The organism is Sphingobacterium siyangense, assembly GCF_007830445.1.
GTDB classification, from domain to species: domain Bacteria; phylum Bacteroidota; class Bacteroidia; order Sphingobacteriales; family Sphingobacteriaceae; genus Sphingobacterium; species Sphingobacterium siyangense.
The window spans coordinates 47,502-63,382 of record NZ_VLKR01000032.1 but is presented as its reverse complement, the minus strand read 5'-3'; the positions used below and the strand labels follow the sequence as shown (position 1 = coordinate 63,382).

The following is a 15,881-nucleotide window of genomic DNA, read 5'->3' as shown; positions in this document are numbered from 1 at the left end:
ATTCATAGGGACTTCTGAAAATGCAGTGATGATCCAGATCTGGACTTCACTCATTGGCATATTACTGTTAAAATACTTGCAAAAAAAGGCCAAATATGACTGGAACCTGTCCAATCTGGTCGCATTCATCAGAATGAATATCTTCGTGAAAATAAACATCTGGCAATGGATAGATGATCCCTTTTTCAGGCCGCCTATAAAAGGAAAAAAGGGACAGCTAAAGATCTTCGCAGATTGAAAAATAGGGGTCAATATCGAAATGATGAAAAAAGCTATGCCTGTACCACAGAAATCCAATCCTAAAATTTATTTAGGACACATGTGATCCATTTTAGTTTTAGATTCCTGTTAATTAAAATGGATAAACATGTCTTTAAAATTAAGTGTCATTTTAGAAAATTGGCGGATAATATCTTGTCCTATATTTCCATATACAGTTTCATTCTTGATTTTCGATTTTAATAGGTTTATTTTTTTAAGAGCGATCGGTTTATCGCCGATATGGAATGTATGTTGTATGACAAAGCCATCATATTCAACGTTACCACCTGCGCCTCCCATGGCGACTTTGGTCGGTATACCATATTTTTCGATATGCTGTTTGTAAGTTTCGTAAAATGGCGCATAAAGGATTGTATTTTCTGCTCCCGTATCAAAGGTATAGTGCTTTCCATCAATGGCAATAAGAGGTGATAATCCATCTATTGCAAGATTTGAAGCCTTCTTTGTAACTGTAGGTCTCTTAGGTACGATAAAAAAATCATCTTGTGTAAGCTGTACTTCTTGCAGTGCTTCTATGACTGGGAAGCCTATTATGCCATTGATCTGATAGCCAATTTGTGGGATATAAAGTGCACTGTCTGGGAAAACCAGAAATATAGCATTCGATATGTTGATGTTACCAAGTTTTAATTGTTTACAGACTGCTAAATCGGTTTTGATAGCAATACCTGTAATTGCGTCTACATCAATATCTGCACGGATAATATCCATATGAAGTCGTTTGGCCACGGACTCCGAAACTGTCGATAGATTTGCTCCGGTGTCAAATATGAAACTTGCTGTATCGCCGTTAACCTCTACCTTTAGATTCTTCAAGCTGGCTTTATCTTTCGTCATTTTAAGACGGGTATCGTCGTTAATTTGTATAAGCTGCGGCTTTACATGATCAAGTGCCTACCAGATTTTTAGATTGTTTCGGAGATCCGCTCTTGTATCTGTTGACAGCAAGGGATCGAATTCGAGTAGGATTTTTTGCGTTGTCTGTTTTGCCTCATCGTAATCTTTCAGTTTGACAAAATTATCTTCCTGAATACGTCGTATTTTTAGTCGCAGTGTGTCAGGCAATTCTTCTGTTGCTGTGTTCAGCAGTGCAATTTTTTTGTTGGAAGCGATGGGCCTATTAAAGGCATTATCGAGTATTGCCAAAATAAAAAGTTGCTCATGGGCGTTTAAAAAAGTTTTATTTACCTTAAAAAGGTCACGGGCGGTGAAGAAATCTTTTGATGCTATTAGCCGATATAGGTTATTGAATTTAGTTGACGTGGCTTGCCCGAAATTAAGCTGGGGGGTGAGGAATAACAGGAAATATATTAACAAGTATTTTTTGAAATGATTTGCTGAGAGATTCATGATGTAGTCAATAAATTGTCTTTTGATCAGTGATATGTTCACTCTTTTAAATGTCGGAAAAGTTCTTGTTATTTTTTCAAATTTATTGTTGCTTATTTTGTTATTGATCAATTGTTTATGTTGTGAAGTTGTTTGCAATACTTGTGGTCTTGAATAATTAAGGTTAAATTAGCTAATGTTTTGAGAAATTTCTCCTAGGAGGATTGGATTGACGAGATCTCCGAATTCGGATTTAATCTTTTAGCCCTTACTTTAAGAGAACGATTAGTGAACAGGATTTATTTTTAATAGAATAATTTAATGAAACAAAAGACGATGAATATTAGGTTTAATAGAGGGGTTATTTTTTTTGGTCTTGCGGCTTTATCGACCAGTTTGTTTTTTAGCTGTGGAAACACAGGAACTAAAAGTGAGACCAAGGCCGAAAAGGTGGAGGAACCTGCTGAAGCGACTGCACCCACAACGCAGGAGCTATCTTTTAAGGATAAAGAGGGGAAGGTTCTTCAATTAAGTGCTTTAAAAGGTAAGGTCGTATTTATCAATTTCTGGGCGACTTGGTGTCCTCCTTGTATTCATGAACTACCTTCCATTGACCAGCTTAGGCAATCGCTTAAAGATAATAAGGATATCGTTTTCCTCATGGTGGATGTTGATGGCGACATGGAGAAGTCTTCAGCATTTATGGCAGAAAACAAGTATGATCTGCCCCTTTATATAGCAGAGGGTGAAATTCCTGCAGAATTCTTAGGGCAGTCCATCCCGACAACGGTGATCTTGGATAAAACTGGAAAGATCGTAGAGCGTTTGGAAGGAAGCCGTGACTATGGGACTCCTGAGATAAAAAAAGCATTGCAGGATATCGCAAGCGGCAGTTAACGATCGATTATTGTAATCGCTATTTTCTATAGATGGAGAATAGAATTTGAAGAGAAAAAACAGTATTTTCGCGGTGTCAAGTTAATTTATAGCGATGTCCGAACTTCAAGAGCAGACTGCAGTCAGAACGACTTATTTTAGTATTGTAGGCAATGCATTACTAGCATTGTTAAAATGGCTAGCTGGTTTCTTTGGAAACTCCTATGCCCTGATTGCGGATGCAATTGAGTCAACGGCGGACATTTTCTCTTCATTTCTAGTGCTTCTGGGTTTAAAATATGCGCAACGACCTGCCGACGACAATCACCCGTATGGTCATGGTCGGGTAGAACCCCTCATTACATTTATTGTCGTTGGTTTTCTCATCGTTTCTGCAACCATAATCGCTTATGAAAGTATTGAGAATATAGGAACGCCACATGACTTGCCAAAGCCTTGGACTCTATTTGTTCTTGGCGGAATCATCGTATGGAAAGAAATTTCGTATAGGATCGTTATGAAGAAAAGTAAAGAAACAAATAGTTCTTCACTTCGTGCAGACGCTTGGCACCATCGAAGCGATGCGATAACGTCAGTTGCAGCCTTCATTGGGATATCTATTGCATTGTTACTCGGAAAAGGATATGAAAATGCGGATGACTACGCGGCATTATTTGCTGCTGGATTTATACTGTATAACTGTTATCATATTTTCAGACCGGCGCTTGGCGAGATAATGGATGAAAATGTATACGATGAGGTCATTGATAATATCCGGGAAGAAGCATTAAAGGTAGAGGGGATAAAAGCCACAGAAAAATGTTTTGTCCGCAAATCGGGGGCTAAATATCATGTCGATCTGCACGCTATTGTTGATAGTGAAATTACCGTAAGGGAAGGGCATGAGTTGGCACATAAACTCAAAGACCATTTGGTTGCGCATATTCCTGATCTCGGTCATGTGATGATCCATATTGAACCGAACGAATGTCTTTGGAAAGCAAATTGAAATGGCAGCACATGTTAGTTTTCTTGAACCGTGCCGCCATTTGATTGTTTAGAAGCTTAGGTATTTTCAGCTTCAAGCAATTCGATCTGCCATTTAACCTGATCCGCTTTAATAGGGTAATCGATATTATTTCTTAAGCTTTCATAAATGGCTTCAAACAGCTGATTGTAATCTCCTTTATGTGGCGTTACTAAAGACTCATGTTTTTGATTTGAAGCGTCTATCGTAACAAGTTTCCCCTCTTGGCCGGCTGGCTCAAGGCCATAAGATGGATTGTCAGGTAACATACCATCTAGCAATTGCTGTTCTTGCACATCTGTCATATTCTTGATAAAACTCCCTTTTGTGCCATGTAAAACAAAGGCGGGCTGTGGAGAGGCAACAAGTAGACTTCCCGTTAAATACACGTTCAGTCCAGCTGGATAATAGAGCTGGTAGTGAAAATAATCTGCAACTTTAGAATCCGGCCTGTTAATGGATGTTGTCTTGGTAAATTTAACCGGTTTTCCAAAAAGTGAGATTGCCTGATCAATAAGGTGAGGGCCTAGGTCATAAGTAAGACCATTAGAAATATACTGCGTATCTTCCTTAAAGTATTTTTGTCCCAATTCCATTTTATAGCGATCAAATCTGAAATGTACTTCAATTAGCTTTCCTAATTCTCCACTGTCAATCACTTTTTTAATGTCTAAAAAGTGACCGTCATACCGTCTGTTTTGATAGAAAAATAATTGTTTGCCTTGTTTTTTGCTGATGGCAAGAAGAGTGTCGAATTGTGTAGTGTCATCAACGGCAGGTTTTTCTATCAATACATGTTTTCCTGCTTCTAGGGCCTCTTTGGCATATTGGAAATGTGTATAGTTTGGTGTATTCACAACGACCAGTTCGACGCTTTCATCCGCTAGTAATTCAGCAATGCTATTATAGCTTTTTATTGCCGGATAAAATTCATGTGCTGCTTTTTTCGACCGTTCTACAACAGCGCCGAGATTGAAATGAGGATTGGTATGTATAAATGGTGCGTGAAAAACACGTCCTGACATGCCAAAACTCAGTATTCCTGTGTTAATTTGAGTGTGTTTCATGTTAATTTAAATTACTTTACCGTTGTCTTGTTGGTTGTTAGACTTCAATATAAACTTTAATGCTATTGCGTGACAATCTTATCCGTGTCTGATTCTCCAAGGTTGTTTGCAAATAAATGTGTTACGCCGTCTTCTGTTGCCAAAAGACATGCCGAACACAGCTGATAAAAAAGTGAATGTTCTACAACCCCTATAATGAGTTTGATTTGCTTATTCAAATCAAAAATATCGGGCAGTTTAGAAAAATAAATATCTGCCAGGAAATTACCTCTCTCAGAAAGGAGAGGCCCCGATTTTTGTTCAGATTTTCGTAATACAATGTCGGATATCGTTGTAAAATAACTTGATTTTAGATTTTCACGTACCGATAGCCAAGCTTCTGGTATAATTTCAACACATAACGGATGCTTTGTGCTAAGTTTTTCGACCATCTTTGAGCCATCGACCAAGAGAATAAACTGCTGCGCCATATTCGCCATAATCTTCTCACCCGTGTGCACGCCACCGCCACTTTTGAATGCATTTAAATGAATGTCGACCTGATCACAGCTGTCAAAATAATAGTCCAGCGTTGTTAGGATACTGTTATCAACACAAATAAGTCCATTCTCTTGGAGCAGCGTTTTGGTTTCCAAGGAAGGTGATGTAAATTTTAAGCTGGATTTAAAGCTGATACTGCTGGCGATTAATTCAATGAAATAAGCTATTGTTGATCCAACACCTAGTCCAATGAGCTGATCGGGTTTTAATAGTTGAAGAGCAGCTTTGGCAGCTTCCTGTTTGAGATTGTTCATAAACGGTAAACTTATAAGATTGTAATACCTTGTGCGGCATAAGGCTGTAAAATGCGGTCAAAAGGATCCTTTTCTGTAATTAAATAACTGATATCAGAGATGGGGCATGTCAGGAAAGAAGCCAAGGTATCAAGCTTATTGCTTGTTGTGGCAGCAACAATGTTCATTGAATTTTTACACAGTACTTTTTTGATAGCTGCTTCTTCGTGTGTTCTTGATGTAAGTCCGCGGTGGAGATCCAGGCTACATACACCTATGAAGCTGATATCCGCGTATATGTCTTCAAATGTGGAGATCGTTTGCTGTCCTTGCATAGTAAGTGATGATTTGCAGAAAGTGCCACCAGCAAAAATCAAGGTGATGTTTGGGAAGTTGGCAAGTATATTAGCTATTGGGAGACTATGTGTAACAACAGTAAGGGTTAGGCTATCGGGAATATTTCCTGCAATTGTCTGTGTTGTTGTGCCGCCATCGAAAAAGACAACTTGATGATTTTTCAATAGTGTGATCGATTTTTCTGCTATGGATTGTTTCTCCATAACATCAAGGTTGTTTCGGTCGTATATATCGAATGGCATGTTTGAACGTAGCGTGGCGCCACCCCGAATAGCGCGAAGCAAGCCGGCGTCGGATAACTCTTTAAGATCACGTCGGACGGTATGTTCAGAGACACCAAGTTCAGCTGCTAAGTCTACCATCGCTAATTTTCTTTCCTTTTTGATTTTAACCAATATAAAATCGTGGCGTTCCTCTTTGGATATCATGCTATAAATATAGCGCTTTTATGCTATATGTTGCAATATTTAACCTTATATTTGTTGTTATGTTGCAATATATTGCAACATAACGAGTTGTTTATCGATAAATTGTTTATTAGTTTTCTAGGGTGGCTTCCAATTCAATTTTTGATGAACTTGTTTTTGTGCCATCTATTTCTTTCAAATAGCGTTATATTTGTGAATGATCGGGGGGGCAGATTCGCTCACCTTTCTGTTGTAACCAATTCTAATTTTCGCCTTTACAGGTTTGCATCTTAAGTATGGGAGATCAAATAAAACATGAATGTTATCGTTAAAATTGCAGGTTCTATAGTGTTCGTCTTTTTATGTGGCTGTAACGTACAGCCTGGCGGAAAGCTTAAGAAAGAACAATGGGTATTAGGAGGCTTTGAGCGGCCCAAAGGTATCAATCCAATTATTGAGCCTGATACGAGTTCGGTATTTTATGATCCAATTCTGAAGAAGGAGATTCGATGGGAGGACAACGACACTTTTAATCCTGCTGCAGTGGTAAGGGGAGATAGTGTTTATGTCATTTATCGTGCAGAAGATCGGACAGGGAAGGCTATTGGCCACCGGACCTCCCGACTGGGATTAGCAGCTAGTGCTGACGGTATTCATTTTGAACGACTGAAAACACCGGTATTCTATCCAGCTCCCGATGAGCAGCAGGATAACGAGTGGCCCGGTGGGACGGAAGATCCCCGCTTAGCACAGACGGAGGACGGGCGTTTTGTGCTATTTTATACCCAATGGAATCGAAAGGTGCCACGCTTAGGTTTAGCAATATCCACTGATCTGAAACACTGGACTAAGTATGGTCCCATTTTTAAAAAATCGAAAAACAGGCCCACTCTTGTTGATGAACCGCACAAATCAGCTTCTATTGTGACAGTAATGAAAGGTAACAGACAGGTCATAGCTAAAATCAATGGGAAATATTGGTTGTACTGGGGGGAACATGGTGTGTATGGCGCCACATCTGATAATTTGATTGACTGGGAGCCCGTAACAGATAAAAAGGGGGCATTGATCGCTTTTATTTCGCCAAGGGATGGTTATTTTGATAGTTCATTGACGGAGTGTGGTCCCCCGGCAGTTTTGACTGATAAAGGAATTGTATTGTTGTACAATGGTAAGAATCATGCTGAAAAAGGAGATAAGCGCTTTAATAAAAATACTTATTCCGCTGGGCAGGTTTTATTTGATTCACGAGATCCGACAAGCGTATTGGCTCGAATGGATGTTCCGTTTTTGCGTCCCATGGAATCTTTCGAAAAAAGTGGGCAATATATCGATGGTACGGTTTTTATTGAAGGATTGGTCTTTTTTAAACAAAAATGGTTTTTATATTATGGCTGTGCTGACTCCAGAGTTGCTGTGGGCATTTATGACCCAGGAAATCCTTCCGTCATGGACCCCTTACCCTAATCGGTGTAAATCTGTTTGTATAGCATGAAAACAGTATTGAGTCTGAATTTTATATTAATTAAAGATTGATGGAGCAATTTTGAAGGGGGCTGTATGGGTTGAATTCGCAAAATTAAAAAAAGGCAGATCATTTGATCTGCCTTTTTGGGTAAGTAATCGGGCTCGAACCGACGACCCCTAGAACCACAATCTAGTGCTCTAACCAACTGAGCTATACCTACCGTGATTTTGATGATACAAAAGTACGATTAAACCCTATTCCCTCCAAATATTTGATTGAAAAAAAACAGCGTTTAATGCCAACTAGGTGAAGATTAGTTTATTAAATTTTAATAAAAAACATCGATATGGTTACGTTTCGATGTTGATGTGCATTTCGCTTGTCTAAATTTGTCATTTGCTTCCGATATTTTAACAAAAAATGCGGTTCCTACCATAGAAACCGCATTTTTTGTTAAAAGAAATATGATTAGATCATTTCTACACTTCTCTTCACGAAAGACGTTAGATCTGCTCCTGACAATAAACCTCTGGACAAGAGCGCTAAATCAAAAGCCTGTTTTGCTAGTTTTGAACCTTCTTCGTCCGATGACGATAAAATTCTTTTGATCAGCGGATGGTTCCCATTGACAGTTACTTTATAATTATCGGGCAATGAACCATAAAAATTCATACCACCACCAGTCTTGGCCATATCTTTCATTCGGCGCATAAATTCATCAATTGTTACCGACACAGGCAAATCGCCTTCATTTAATGCATCAACCTCAACTTTCATGTCTTGACGGGAGATTGCTTTTTCAAAAACCGCTAGTGCTTTTTTAGATTCTTCTTCCGAGAGGGCAAGTTCGACCTTTTCGTCTTTTTGGATCAATTTATCGATAACGTCAGCATCTACACGCTTCAGCTGTACCTTTTCACCGCCTTTTTGCTCCAAATAAGCTGCAAAGTGCGTATCCAGTGGTCCATCGAGCATCAAAACATCATACCCCTTATTTAATGCAGTTTGGATGAAACCATCTTGTTGAGCAGCATCATGTGTATATAAATAAACAATGTTTCCATCTTTATCTACCTGGATATCTTTGACCTTTTCGTAATACTCCTTAATGGTGAAACTTTGGTTACCTGTGTTTTTTACTAAACAGAAGTCATTTGCTTTTTCAGCAAATTTTTCATCGCTTAGCATACCGTATTTGATAAATAAACCGATATCCGTCCATTTCTCTTCAAATCCCTTACGATCAGTCTTAAATATTTCGTTCAATTTGTCGGCCACCTTTTTGGTGATATAACTGTTGATTTTTTTAACGTTACTGTCTGCCTGTAAAAATGAACGGGATACGTTTAATGGAATATCCGGCGAATCAATTACCCCATGAAGTAACATCAAGAATTCAGGAACAATATCTTTCACTTCGTCGGTGATGAACACTTGTCTAGAATAGAGCTTAATTTTATTGCGTTGGATCTCCAGTTCATTTTTAACTTTAGGGAAGTAGAGGATACCTGTCAGGTTGAATGGGTAGTCTACATTGAGGTGAATCCAAAACAATGGTTCATCCATTGAGTAGGGATAGAGTTCGCGGTAGAAGGCTAGATAATCCTCGTCTTTTAATTCAGACGGCGATTTTGTCCAGGCCGGATTGGTATTGTTGATGATATTATCTACCTCTACAGATTTGTATTTTGGTTTTCCTTCTTCGTCTTCACCATCTGGTTCAGAATTTGTCTTGGTACCAAAACGAATTGAAACAGGAAGAAATTTAGCATACTTATCTAAAATGTCCTGTAAGCGTGCCTGGCTTAAAAATTCAGTTGATTCTTCGTTAATATGCAAGATGACATCTGTTCCGCGGGTGCTTCTTGTACCTGTAGAAATTTCGTAAGATGTACTACCATCGCAAGTCCAATGAGCAGGTTCTGCTCCATCCTGATAAGATAAGGATTGGATTTCTACCGTATCGGCTACCATAAATGCGGAATAGAAGCCTAAACCAAAGCGGCCAATGATTTCATTTGCATCATTTGCCTCTTTGAATTTTTCCATGAACTCTGTTGCTCCTGAGAAAGCGATCTGGTTGATGTATTTTTTTATTTCATCTGCTGTCATACCAATACCATTGTCGGAAATAGTGATGGTCTTGGCAGCTTCATCAAATTTTACGTCTACAATCAATTCACCTGTTTCACCTTGGTATTGACCCAAAGATGCCAGGCGTTTGATTTTTTGAGAAGCATCAACTGCATTAGATACCAGTTCACGCAAGAAAATTTCATTATCAGAATATAAGAACTTTTTGATTACGGGAAATATGTTCTCCGTGTGAATTGAAATACTACCTTTTTCTGGATTCATAATTTGTATGTCGCTATTTTTAATTTTATGATTTGTTTAAAACATACAATCAGTGTTCCAAATCGTCTTTATAGGACATGATGGCAGGAAACAGCCTATTTTGTCATAGGCTCATTCGGTGAATTTAAGGGCTCTATAAGTAAACTGCCAGCGAGAGCATGTTCCCTAATACTAATTTAGGCCTGGGCTCTGAGGGAAATTGGCGACATGTGCATATTTGGGACCAAGTCCAATGATGGCATCCTTCCACAACAATTCACCGTTACCTTCAAAAATGAGCTGATGATGGTATTTGTTTTGTACAGCCCAGCTATTTTCTTTGATTTCGCCGTCTAATTGACCTGCAGACCATCCAGAATATCCGATAAAGAATTTTAATTCGTCAGGTTTTATGCTACCGGTTTGTATGGCTTCGATAAGCTTCTCTTCATCGCCGCCAAAATAGATTCCAGGAGCCACTTCTTCGCCACTCAACAGTAAATCGAAACGGCTATGTACAAAAAAAAGGCTTTCCTGAGCAACCGGGCCACCGACGTAGATCGGGAAATTGCAATCCGGTATAGATTCCAATAATTGGCCTATACGAACATTGGTTTGATTATTTAGAACAAATCCGAGTGAACCTTCGGTATTGTATTCACATAACAATATCACGGACCTGAGGAATCTGGGGTCTAGCATAAAAGGCTCGGAAATCAATAAACTTCCTTTTTGTGGGTCTAGTTCGGTAAACATATAGCGCGAATTTAATTATTTATTGAATTTAATCTTTTTTATTCAATCTATGCGAGATTTGTGCCAAAATTAGGATTTTGTCAATTTCTACTAACTTTATAGAGAAAAAGCAATGATTTTAGTAAGTTTGTAGGATATAAAAACAGGTTTCTATGTCCATTCAACATAAAGATATTGCAGCAATCAGACAGGATTACGTATTAGGTAGCCTATCTGAATCGGATGTGGATCGTGATCCAGTCCACCAGTTTAAAAAATGGTTTGATGAGGCTATTCACAGTGAGGTAATCGAGCCCAATGCTATGGTACTTTCAACGGTTTCTTCACATCAATTGCCGTCCTCGCGAGTTGTTTTATTGAAGGACATCGTAGCAGAAGGACTGGTCTTTTTTACAAACTATGAAAGTCGTAAAGGGGAAGACATGAAAGCTAATCCGCATGTTGCATTGTTGTTTTTTTGGCCTGAACTACAAAGGCAGGTCCGGATCGAAGGTGTTATTGATTTTGTAAGTGAGGCCGATTCGGATGAATATTTCCAATCGCGGCCAAAAGCAAGCCGTATTGGTGCGCTAGCATCCCCACAGAGTCACGAAATCCCTAACCGTAATTTTTTGGAAAATAGGGTGGAGGAACTCGAGAATCAATATTATGGAAACGATTCTGTACCGAGACCATCACATTGGGGTGGTTATCTATTGAAACCGATTTATTTCGAGTTTTGGCAAGGGCGTGCAAGTCGGCTACATGATCGTATGGTCTATAAAAAAGTGTCGGATTCCTGGAAGATTACGCGCATAGCTCCATAAATATGACATTTGACGAAATTAAATCGATGCTTGTTTCCAAATTTGGAAGTCAAATTATCCTTAAAGAAGATCGGAATGGGCTGCAGCCAGCACTTTTTATTGATAAAGCAGATATTGTTGCCGTTTGTTTATTTCTGAGGGATACAGAAGGCTTGTACTTTGATTTTTTAAGCAACCTAACTGCAGTGGATTATGAAACGCATTTTGCTATTGTTTACCATCTAAATTCCTTGCCTTATCAACACGGTTTGGTCTTAAAAGTTGAGTTGCCGGGTAATCGTTCGCTGAATGAACTACCTGAGATTCCTTCGCTTACTTCGGTGTGGCGTACGGCAGACTGGCATGAACGTGAAGCATTTGACCTTATGGGGATATATTTTGAGGGACATCCGGACCTTAGACGGATTTTGCTGCCTGACGATTGGGAAGGTTATCCTTTACGAAAGGATTATGAGGAAGCAGAAAAATATCATGGCATTCATATTAATTGATAAAAATGGCGAATCCAAAATATAATGAAGCATTAATACGCTATGAAAAACACCTTACAGAGATCTCAAGCCAGGAAATGGTGTTGAATATGGGACCTCAGCATCCTTCGACGCATGGTGTACTTCGGTTACAACTGATTACAGACGGAGAAATCGTGAAAGAGGTTGTTCCACACTTGGGTTATCTGCATCGTTGTTTTGATAAGCATGCTGAATCGTTGAATTATGCAAAAACAATTCCATTTACTGATCGCCTGGACTATCTAGCTTCGATGAACAATAGCCATGCTTTCGTAATGGGGGTTGAACGTATGCTTGGACTCGACAGTAAAATACCTAAGAGAATTGAGTACATTCGGGTTTTGGTCTGTGAACTCAACCGGATGGCATCCCATCTAATTGCTATTGGTACATATGGTATTGATATCGGCGCAACAACGCCATTTCTGTGGTGTTTTAGGGATCGTGAACATATCATGAATATGTTGGAATGGGCCTCAGGTTCCAGGATGTTGTACAACTATATCTGGGTAGGAGGTTTATTTTATGATTTGCCTGTTGGCTTTGAAGAGCGCTGTACGGAATTTATTGCGTATTTCAAACCCAAATTGGTCGAACTTGATGAAATATTGACACAGAATCAAATATTTATCTCTCGTACAGCTAAAATAGGCGTACTTCCTGCTGATGTTGCCATAAATTATGGTGTATCGGGGCCTATGCTGCGTGCTTCGGGAATAAAATGGGATTTGAGACGAATAGATGGCTATTCTGTTTACCCAGAAATTGATTTTGAGATACCTGTGGGAAAAGGTGAAATGGGGACACTTGGTGATTGCTGGGATCGTTATAAAGTTAGGGTAGATGAGGTCAAGGAATCTGTTCGCATTGTTGAACAATGTCTTGAACGATTACAGAAAGACTTTACACGTACAGCCGAATTTGATCCGCGAGCTTTGGTTCCGAAGAAAGTGAATTTGAAAGCGCAGGACTACTATGTCCGTGCTGAAAATCCGAAAGGAGAATTAGGGTTTTATTTTGTCACAAAAGATAAATCAGATATTCCATTACGTGTAAAATCAAGGGGACCAAGTTTTAATAACCTTTCGGTGATTTCAGAACTCGGAAAAGGGGTGCTGATCGCTGATTTGATAGCGATCCTTGGGTCGATTGATATCGTTTTGGGGGAGGTGGATCGTTAGATTGCGGTAGTGTGCGTGTTTTATAAACGATTTAGCAAAATAAAATAGAGATTGTATTGAAAATGTTGCATGAAAACGCAAATAAATTTGTAAATGAAAGCAATTTTCATCATATTTGCAGTCTCATAATTTAAGTTTATAATTGGTTAATGAAAGCTCGTTACTCCCAAAGTAACGGGCTTCTCTTTTTTATAAGGGTGTAACTTATTGATGCCGCTTATTTATGATGTCGATGTGTTGGTTTGAGCTTGAAGGATTTACTGTCTTTTCTCCCGAGTATTGTTGATTATCCTGTAGATTTCATCGAATTCCTGTACTAGAATTTAACGTAAATGATTACCTTTACTGGTCTTAAATATAAAAAAGTGACGGATAGTTTAGTTATCATTCCAACATATAATGAAAAGGAAAATATTGAAAAAATCATTCGCAAAGTTTTTTCCTTATCACAGGCATTTGATATTTTAATTGTAGATGATGGTTCTCCCGATGGGACGGCTACCATCATCAAGAATTTACAGGCTAATGAATTTACTGGCCGTTTGTTTATCGAAGAGCGAACTGGGAAGCTGGGGTTAGGAACAGCATATATCCATGGATTTAAATGGGCACTATCCCGCGAACATTACCAATATATTTTCGAAATGGATGCGGATTTCAGCCACAATCCAGAGGATCTGCTTCGCTTACGGCAGGCTTGTGTGGATGGTGCAGACATGAGCATAGGTTCGCGTTATATCAAGGGCGTGAATGTTGTCAATTGGCCGATGAGCCGTGTGCTGATGTCCTATTTCGCTTCGGTATATGTTCGTTTTATAACGGGAATAGCTATTCAGGATGCTACTGCGGGGTTTGTTTGTTTCTCCAGGGAAGTCCTCAAGACAATCCCACTTGAAAAGATTAAATTTGTAGGCTATGCTTTTCAGATTGAGATGAAATTCACAGCCATAAAATATGGCTTTAATGTGGTTGAAGTACCCATTATATTCACAGACCGGACCGAAGGTACATCAAAGATGAGCACAAGTATCTTTAAGGAAGCTTTTTTTGGAGTGATCCAATTGAAATTAGGAAGTATCGGAAAGCGCTACAAGAGAAATTAAATATTGCCACAATGAACGAGAATTTAGATCCAAACCCAGAACGTCTGAGCAATACAGATCGTGATATTGAACGGGCATTGCGGCCTCAGGCTTTTGAAGATTTTACGGGACAGGCTAAAATATTAGAAAACCTCAATATTTTTGTGAAGGCAGCTAGGCTGAGAGGAGAGGCGCTGGATCACGTTTTGCTGCATGGCCCCCCTGGCTTAGGAAAGACAACCTTATCCCATATCATTGCTAATGAGATGGGGGTTGGTATCAAAATTACTTCTGGACCTGTATTGGATAAACCGGGTGATTTAGCAGGATTATTGACAAATCTCGAAGAAGGGGATGTTTTGTTTATCGACGAGATCCACCGTTTAAGCCCTTTAGTAGAGGAATATCTCTATTCGGCAATGGAAGATTTCAAAATTGACATTATGTTGGAAACGGGACCAAATGCGCGGTCTGTTCAGATATCCCTGAATCCGTTTACCTTGATAGGGGCCACAACGCGTTCAGGTCTTTTGACAGCCCCCTTGCGTGCTCGTTTTGGAATTAATTCACGCTTACAATATTATGATGCAAAGCTGCTGACAACTATTGTGCTGCGCTCGGCTCATATCTTAAACACACCGATTTCTGATGAAGGTGCCTATGAGATTGCGCGAAGGAGCAGAGGGACGCCCCGGATAGCCAATGCTTTACTGCGTCGTACAAGGGATTTTGCACAGATAAAGGGCAATGGGAGCATCGATAAAGAAATCGCGAAGTACGCTTTGCATGCGCTTAATGTGGATGAAAATGGTTTAGACGAGATGGACAACAAAATCTTAACGACCATTATCGACAAATTCAAAGGTGGTCCAGTAGGATTAAAGACCGTAGCCACAGCAGTTGGGGAGGATGAAGGTACGATTGAGGAAGTCTATGAACCTTTTCTGATTCAAGAAGGATACATTATGCGGACGTCGAGGGGACGCGAGTGTACCGAGGCTGCTTATAAGCATTTGGGCCGTGCCAACCTCTCGAAAGGAAATACATTGTTTTAAGCGCGAGTGAAAAGTATATTTTAATTTTTCTGCTGAATAATTTTATTAGTCCGGCTCATTAAGGCCGGACTAGGTTTTGTCCGTTGAAAATAGCTTATCTGGGCCTGTAATTCCTCATATATCCAAGGGTGCTTCTTTCGCAAGTTATTTAAGATGTCCAGGCAGTTGACCAGTACAGCGACAGGACATGTAGGTTCAATCATCCATTGGGAGGAATACTCGATAATTTCTTCTTCTATCTCATTTTGAAGCGTATATTCTTTGTTTTTTTTCGATGTCAAAAATAGCAGAATTTTAGTGTAGCTTCTAAGGCAGCTCCAGTTTTTTTGTTTTTTTAAATTGTCCAAGAACTGCGGGAGAACAGATTTTAGCAATGTTGTATTCTTTAAAACGATGGTTTCAAATACCCAGGCGGCGCGAAAGGCAATCTTTTTGTCCTTCTCTAAGGAGATGTTCAGCAGATCGGCCAGGGTTATTCCTTGAAGAATATCCAAAGAAAAATCCGTTACCTCGAAAGATCTCAAGGTAACGGATAAAAATGCTAATTTTTCATTGTAGGTCATGTA

General features: G+C 39.3%; 16 protein-coding genes, 1 tRNA gene and 1 pseudogene. 9 read left to right on the top strand and 9 right to left on the bottom strand.

The window, feature by feature from the left end; genetic code table 11:
* A pseudogene (locus IQ31_RS22125) lies at nt 1-238 on the top strand (hypothetical protein); the annotation flags it as partial.
* Between the two features lie 110 nt (nt 239-348).
* On the opposite strand, the gene IQ31_RS22120 reads toward IQ31_RS22125, so the two are convergent.
* Nucleotides 349-1,119, bottom strand: coding sequence for a retropepsin-like aspartic protease (locus IQ31_RS22120; protein ID WP_145330097.1), 771 nt, complete (start codon nt 1,117-1,119; stop codon nt 349-351).
* A 57-nt stretch (nt 1,120-1,176) separates the two neighbouring features.
* Complete coding sequence (locus tag IQ31_RS22115; RefSeq protein ID WP_145330095.1) at nt 1,177-1,674, bottom strand: hypothetical protein; 498 nt, start codon at nt 1,672-1,674, stop codon at nt 1,177-1,179.
* Between the two features lie 273 nt (nt 1,675-1,947).
* On the opposite strand from IQ31_RS22115, the gene IQ31_RS22110 reads away from it, so the two are divergent.
* Nucleotides 1,948-2,508 (top strand): TlpA family protein disulfide reductase, encoded by a 561-nt coding sequence (locus IQ31_RS22110; protein WP_145330093.1) that lies wholly within the window; start codon nt 1,948-1,950, stop codon nt 2,506-2,508.
* A 94-nt stretch (nt 2,509-2,602) separates the two neighbouring features.
* The gene (locus IQ31_RS22105; RefSeq protein ID WP_075992585.1) at nt 2,603-3,496 is read left to right on the top strand and encodes a cation diffusion facilitator family transporter; all 894 of its coding nucleotides are present in this window, start codon (nt 2,603-2,605) and stop codon (nt 3,494-3,496) included.
* Between the two features lie 56 nt (nt 3,497-3,552).
* Here the strand turns inward: IQ31_RS22105 and IQ31_RS22100 are convergent, their stop codons facing one another.
* From IQ31_RS22100 to IQ31_RS22090, 3 genes are all read right to left on the bottom strand, one after another.
* A complete protein-coding gene (locus IQ31_RS22100; protein ID WP_088161527.1) occupies nt 3,553-4,581 on the bottom strand; it encodes a Gfo/Idh/MocA family protein in 1,029 nt (342 codons plus the stop codon).
* A gap of 62 nt (nt 4,582-4,643) precedes the next feature.
* Nucleotides 4,644-5,375, bottom strand: a complete 732-nt coding sequence (gene rpiA / locus IQ31_RS22095) for a ribose 5-phosphate isomerase A (RefSeq protein ID WP_088161528.1) — start codon at nt 5,373-5,375, stop codon at nt 4,644-4,646.
* A gap of 11 nt (nt 5,376-5,386) precedes the next feature.
* Nucleotides 5,387-6,139: a DeoR/GlpR family DNA-binding transcription regulator gene (locus IQ31_RS22090; RefSeq protein WP_088161529.1), complete on the bottom strand. Its 753-nt coding sequence runs from the start codon at nt 6,137-6,139 to the stop codon at nt 5,387-5,389.
* A gap of 294 nt (nt 6,140-6,433) precedes the next feature.
* Here IQ31_RS22090 and IQ31_RS22085 point away from each other — a divergent pair, with 294 nt between their 5' ends.
* Nucleotides 6,434-7,585 carry a glycoside hydrolase family 130 protein gene (locus IQ31_RS22085; protein ID WP_145330091.1) on the top strand — a complete coding sequence of 384 codons (1,152 nt, stop codon included), beginning with the start codon at nt 6,434-6,436 and terminating at the stop codon, nt 7,583-7,585.
* Between the two features lie 147 nt (nt 7,586-7,732).
* Here IQ31_RS22085 and IQ31_RS22080 read toward each other — a convergent pair.
* The 3 genes from IQ31_RS22080 to IQ31_RS22070 form a co-directional block, all read right to left on the bottom strand.
* Nucleotides 7,733-7,806: transfer RNA gene (locus IQ31_RS22080), tRNA-His, on the bottom strand.
* A 248-nt stretch (nt 7,807-8,054) separates the two neighbouring features.
* Complete coding sequence (htpG, locus tag IQ31_RS22075; protein WP_120335893.1) at nt 8,055-9,944, bottom strand: molecular chaperone HtpG; 1,890 nt, start codon at nt 9,942-9,944, stop codon at nt 8,055-8,057.
* Nucleotides 9,945-10,115: 171 nt separating this feature from the next.
* Nucleotides 10,116-10,679: a YqgE/AlgH family protein gene (locus IQ31_RS22070; RefSeq protein WP_088161531.1), complete on the bottom strand. Its 564-nt coding sequence runs from the start codon at nt 10,677-10,679 to the stop codon at nt 10,116-10,118.
* A 152-nt stretch (nt 10,680-10,831) separates the two neighbouring features.
* Here IQ31_RS22070 and pdxH point away from each other — a divergent pair, with 152 nt between their 5' ends.
* From pdxH to ruvB, 5 genes are all read left to right on the top strand, one after another.
* Complete coding sequence (gene pdxH / locus IQ31_RS22065) at nt 10,832-11,485, top strand: pyridoxamine 5'-phosphate oxidase (protein ID WP_145330089.1); 654 nt, start codon at nt 10,832-10,834, stop codon at nt 11,483-11,485.
* Nucleotides 11,486-11,487: 2 nt separating this feature from the next.
* Entirely contained in the window at nt 11,488-11,976 is a 489-nt protein-coding gene (locus IQ31_RS22060; protein ID WP_088161533.1) for an NADH-quinone oxidoreductase subunit C, read from the top strand.
* Nucleotides 11,977-11,981: 5 nt separating this feature from the next.
* The gene (locus IQ31_RS22055) at nt 11,982-13,178 is read left to right on the top strand and encodes an NADH-quinone oxidoreductase subunit D (protein WP_088161534.1); all 1,197 of its coding nucleotides are present in this window, start codon (nt 11,982-11,984) and stop codon (nt 13,176-13,178) included.
* A 365-nt stretch (nt 13,179-13,543) separates the two neighbouring features.
* Entirely contained in the window at nt 13,544-14,281 is a 738-nt protein-coding gene (locus tag IQ31_RS22050; protein WP_075994792.1) for a polyprenol monophosphomannose synthase, read from the top strand.
* An 11-nt stretch (nt 14,282-14,292) separates the two neighbouring features.
* Nucleotides 14,293-15,315 (top strand): Holliday junction branch migration DNA helicase RuvB, encoded by a 1,023-nt coding sequence (ruvB, locus tag IQ31_RS22045; RefSeq protein WP_075992593.1) that lies wholly within the window; start codon nt 14,293-14,295, stop codon nt 15,313-15,315.
* Nucleotides 15,316-15,335: 20 nt separating this feature from the next.
* Here the strand turns inward: ruvB and IQ31_RS22040 are convergent, their stop codons facing one another.
* Nucleotides 15,336-15,878, bottom strand: a complete 543-nt coding sequence (locus tag IQ31_RS22040; RefSeq protein ID WP_145330087.1) for a hypothetical protein — start codon at nt 15,876-15,878, stop codon at nt 15,336-15,338.
* Nucleotides 15,879-15,881 lie beyond the last annotated feature (3 nt).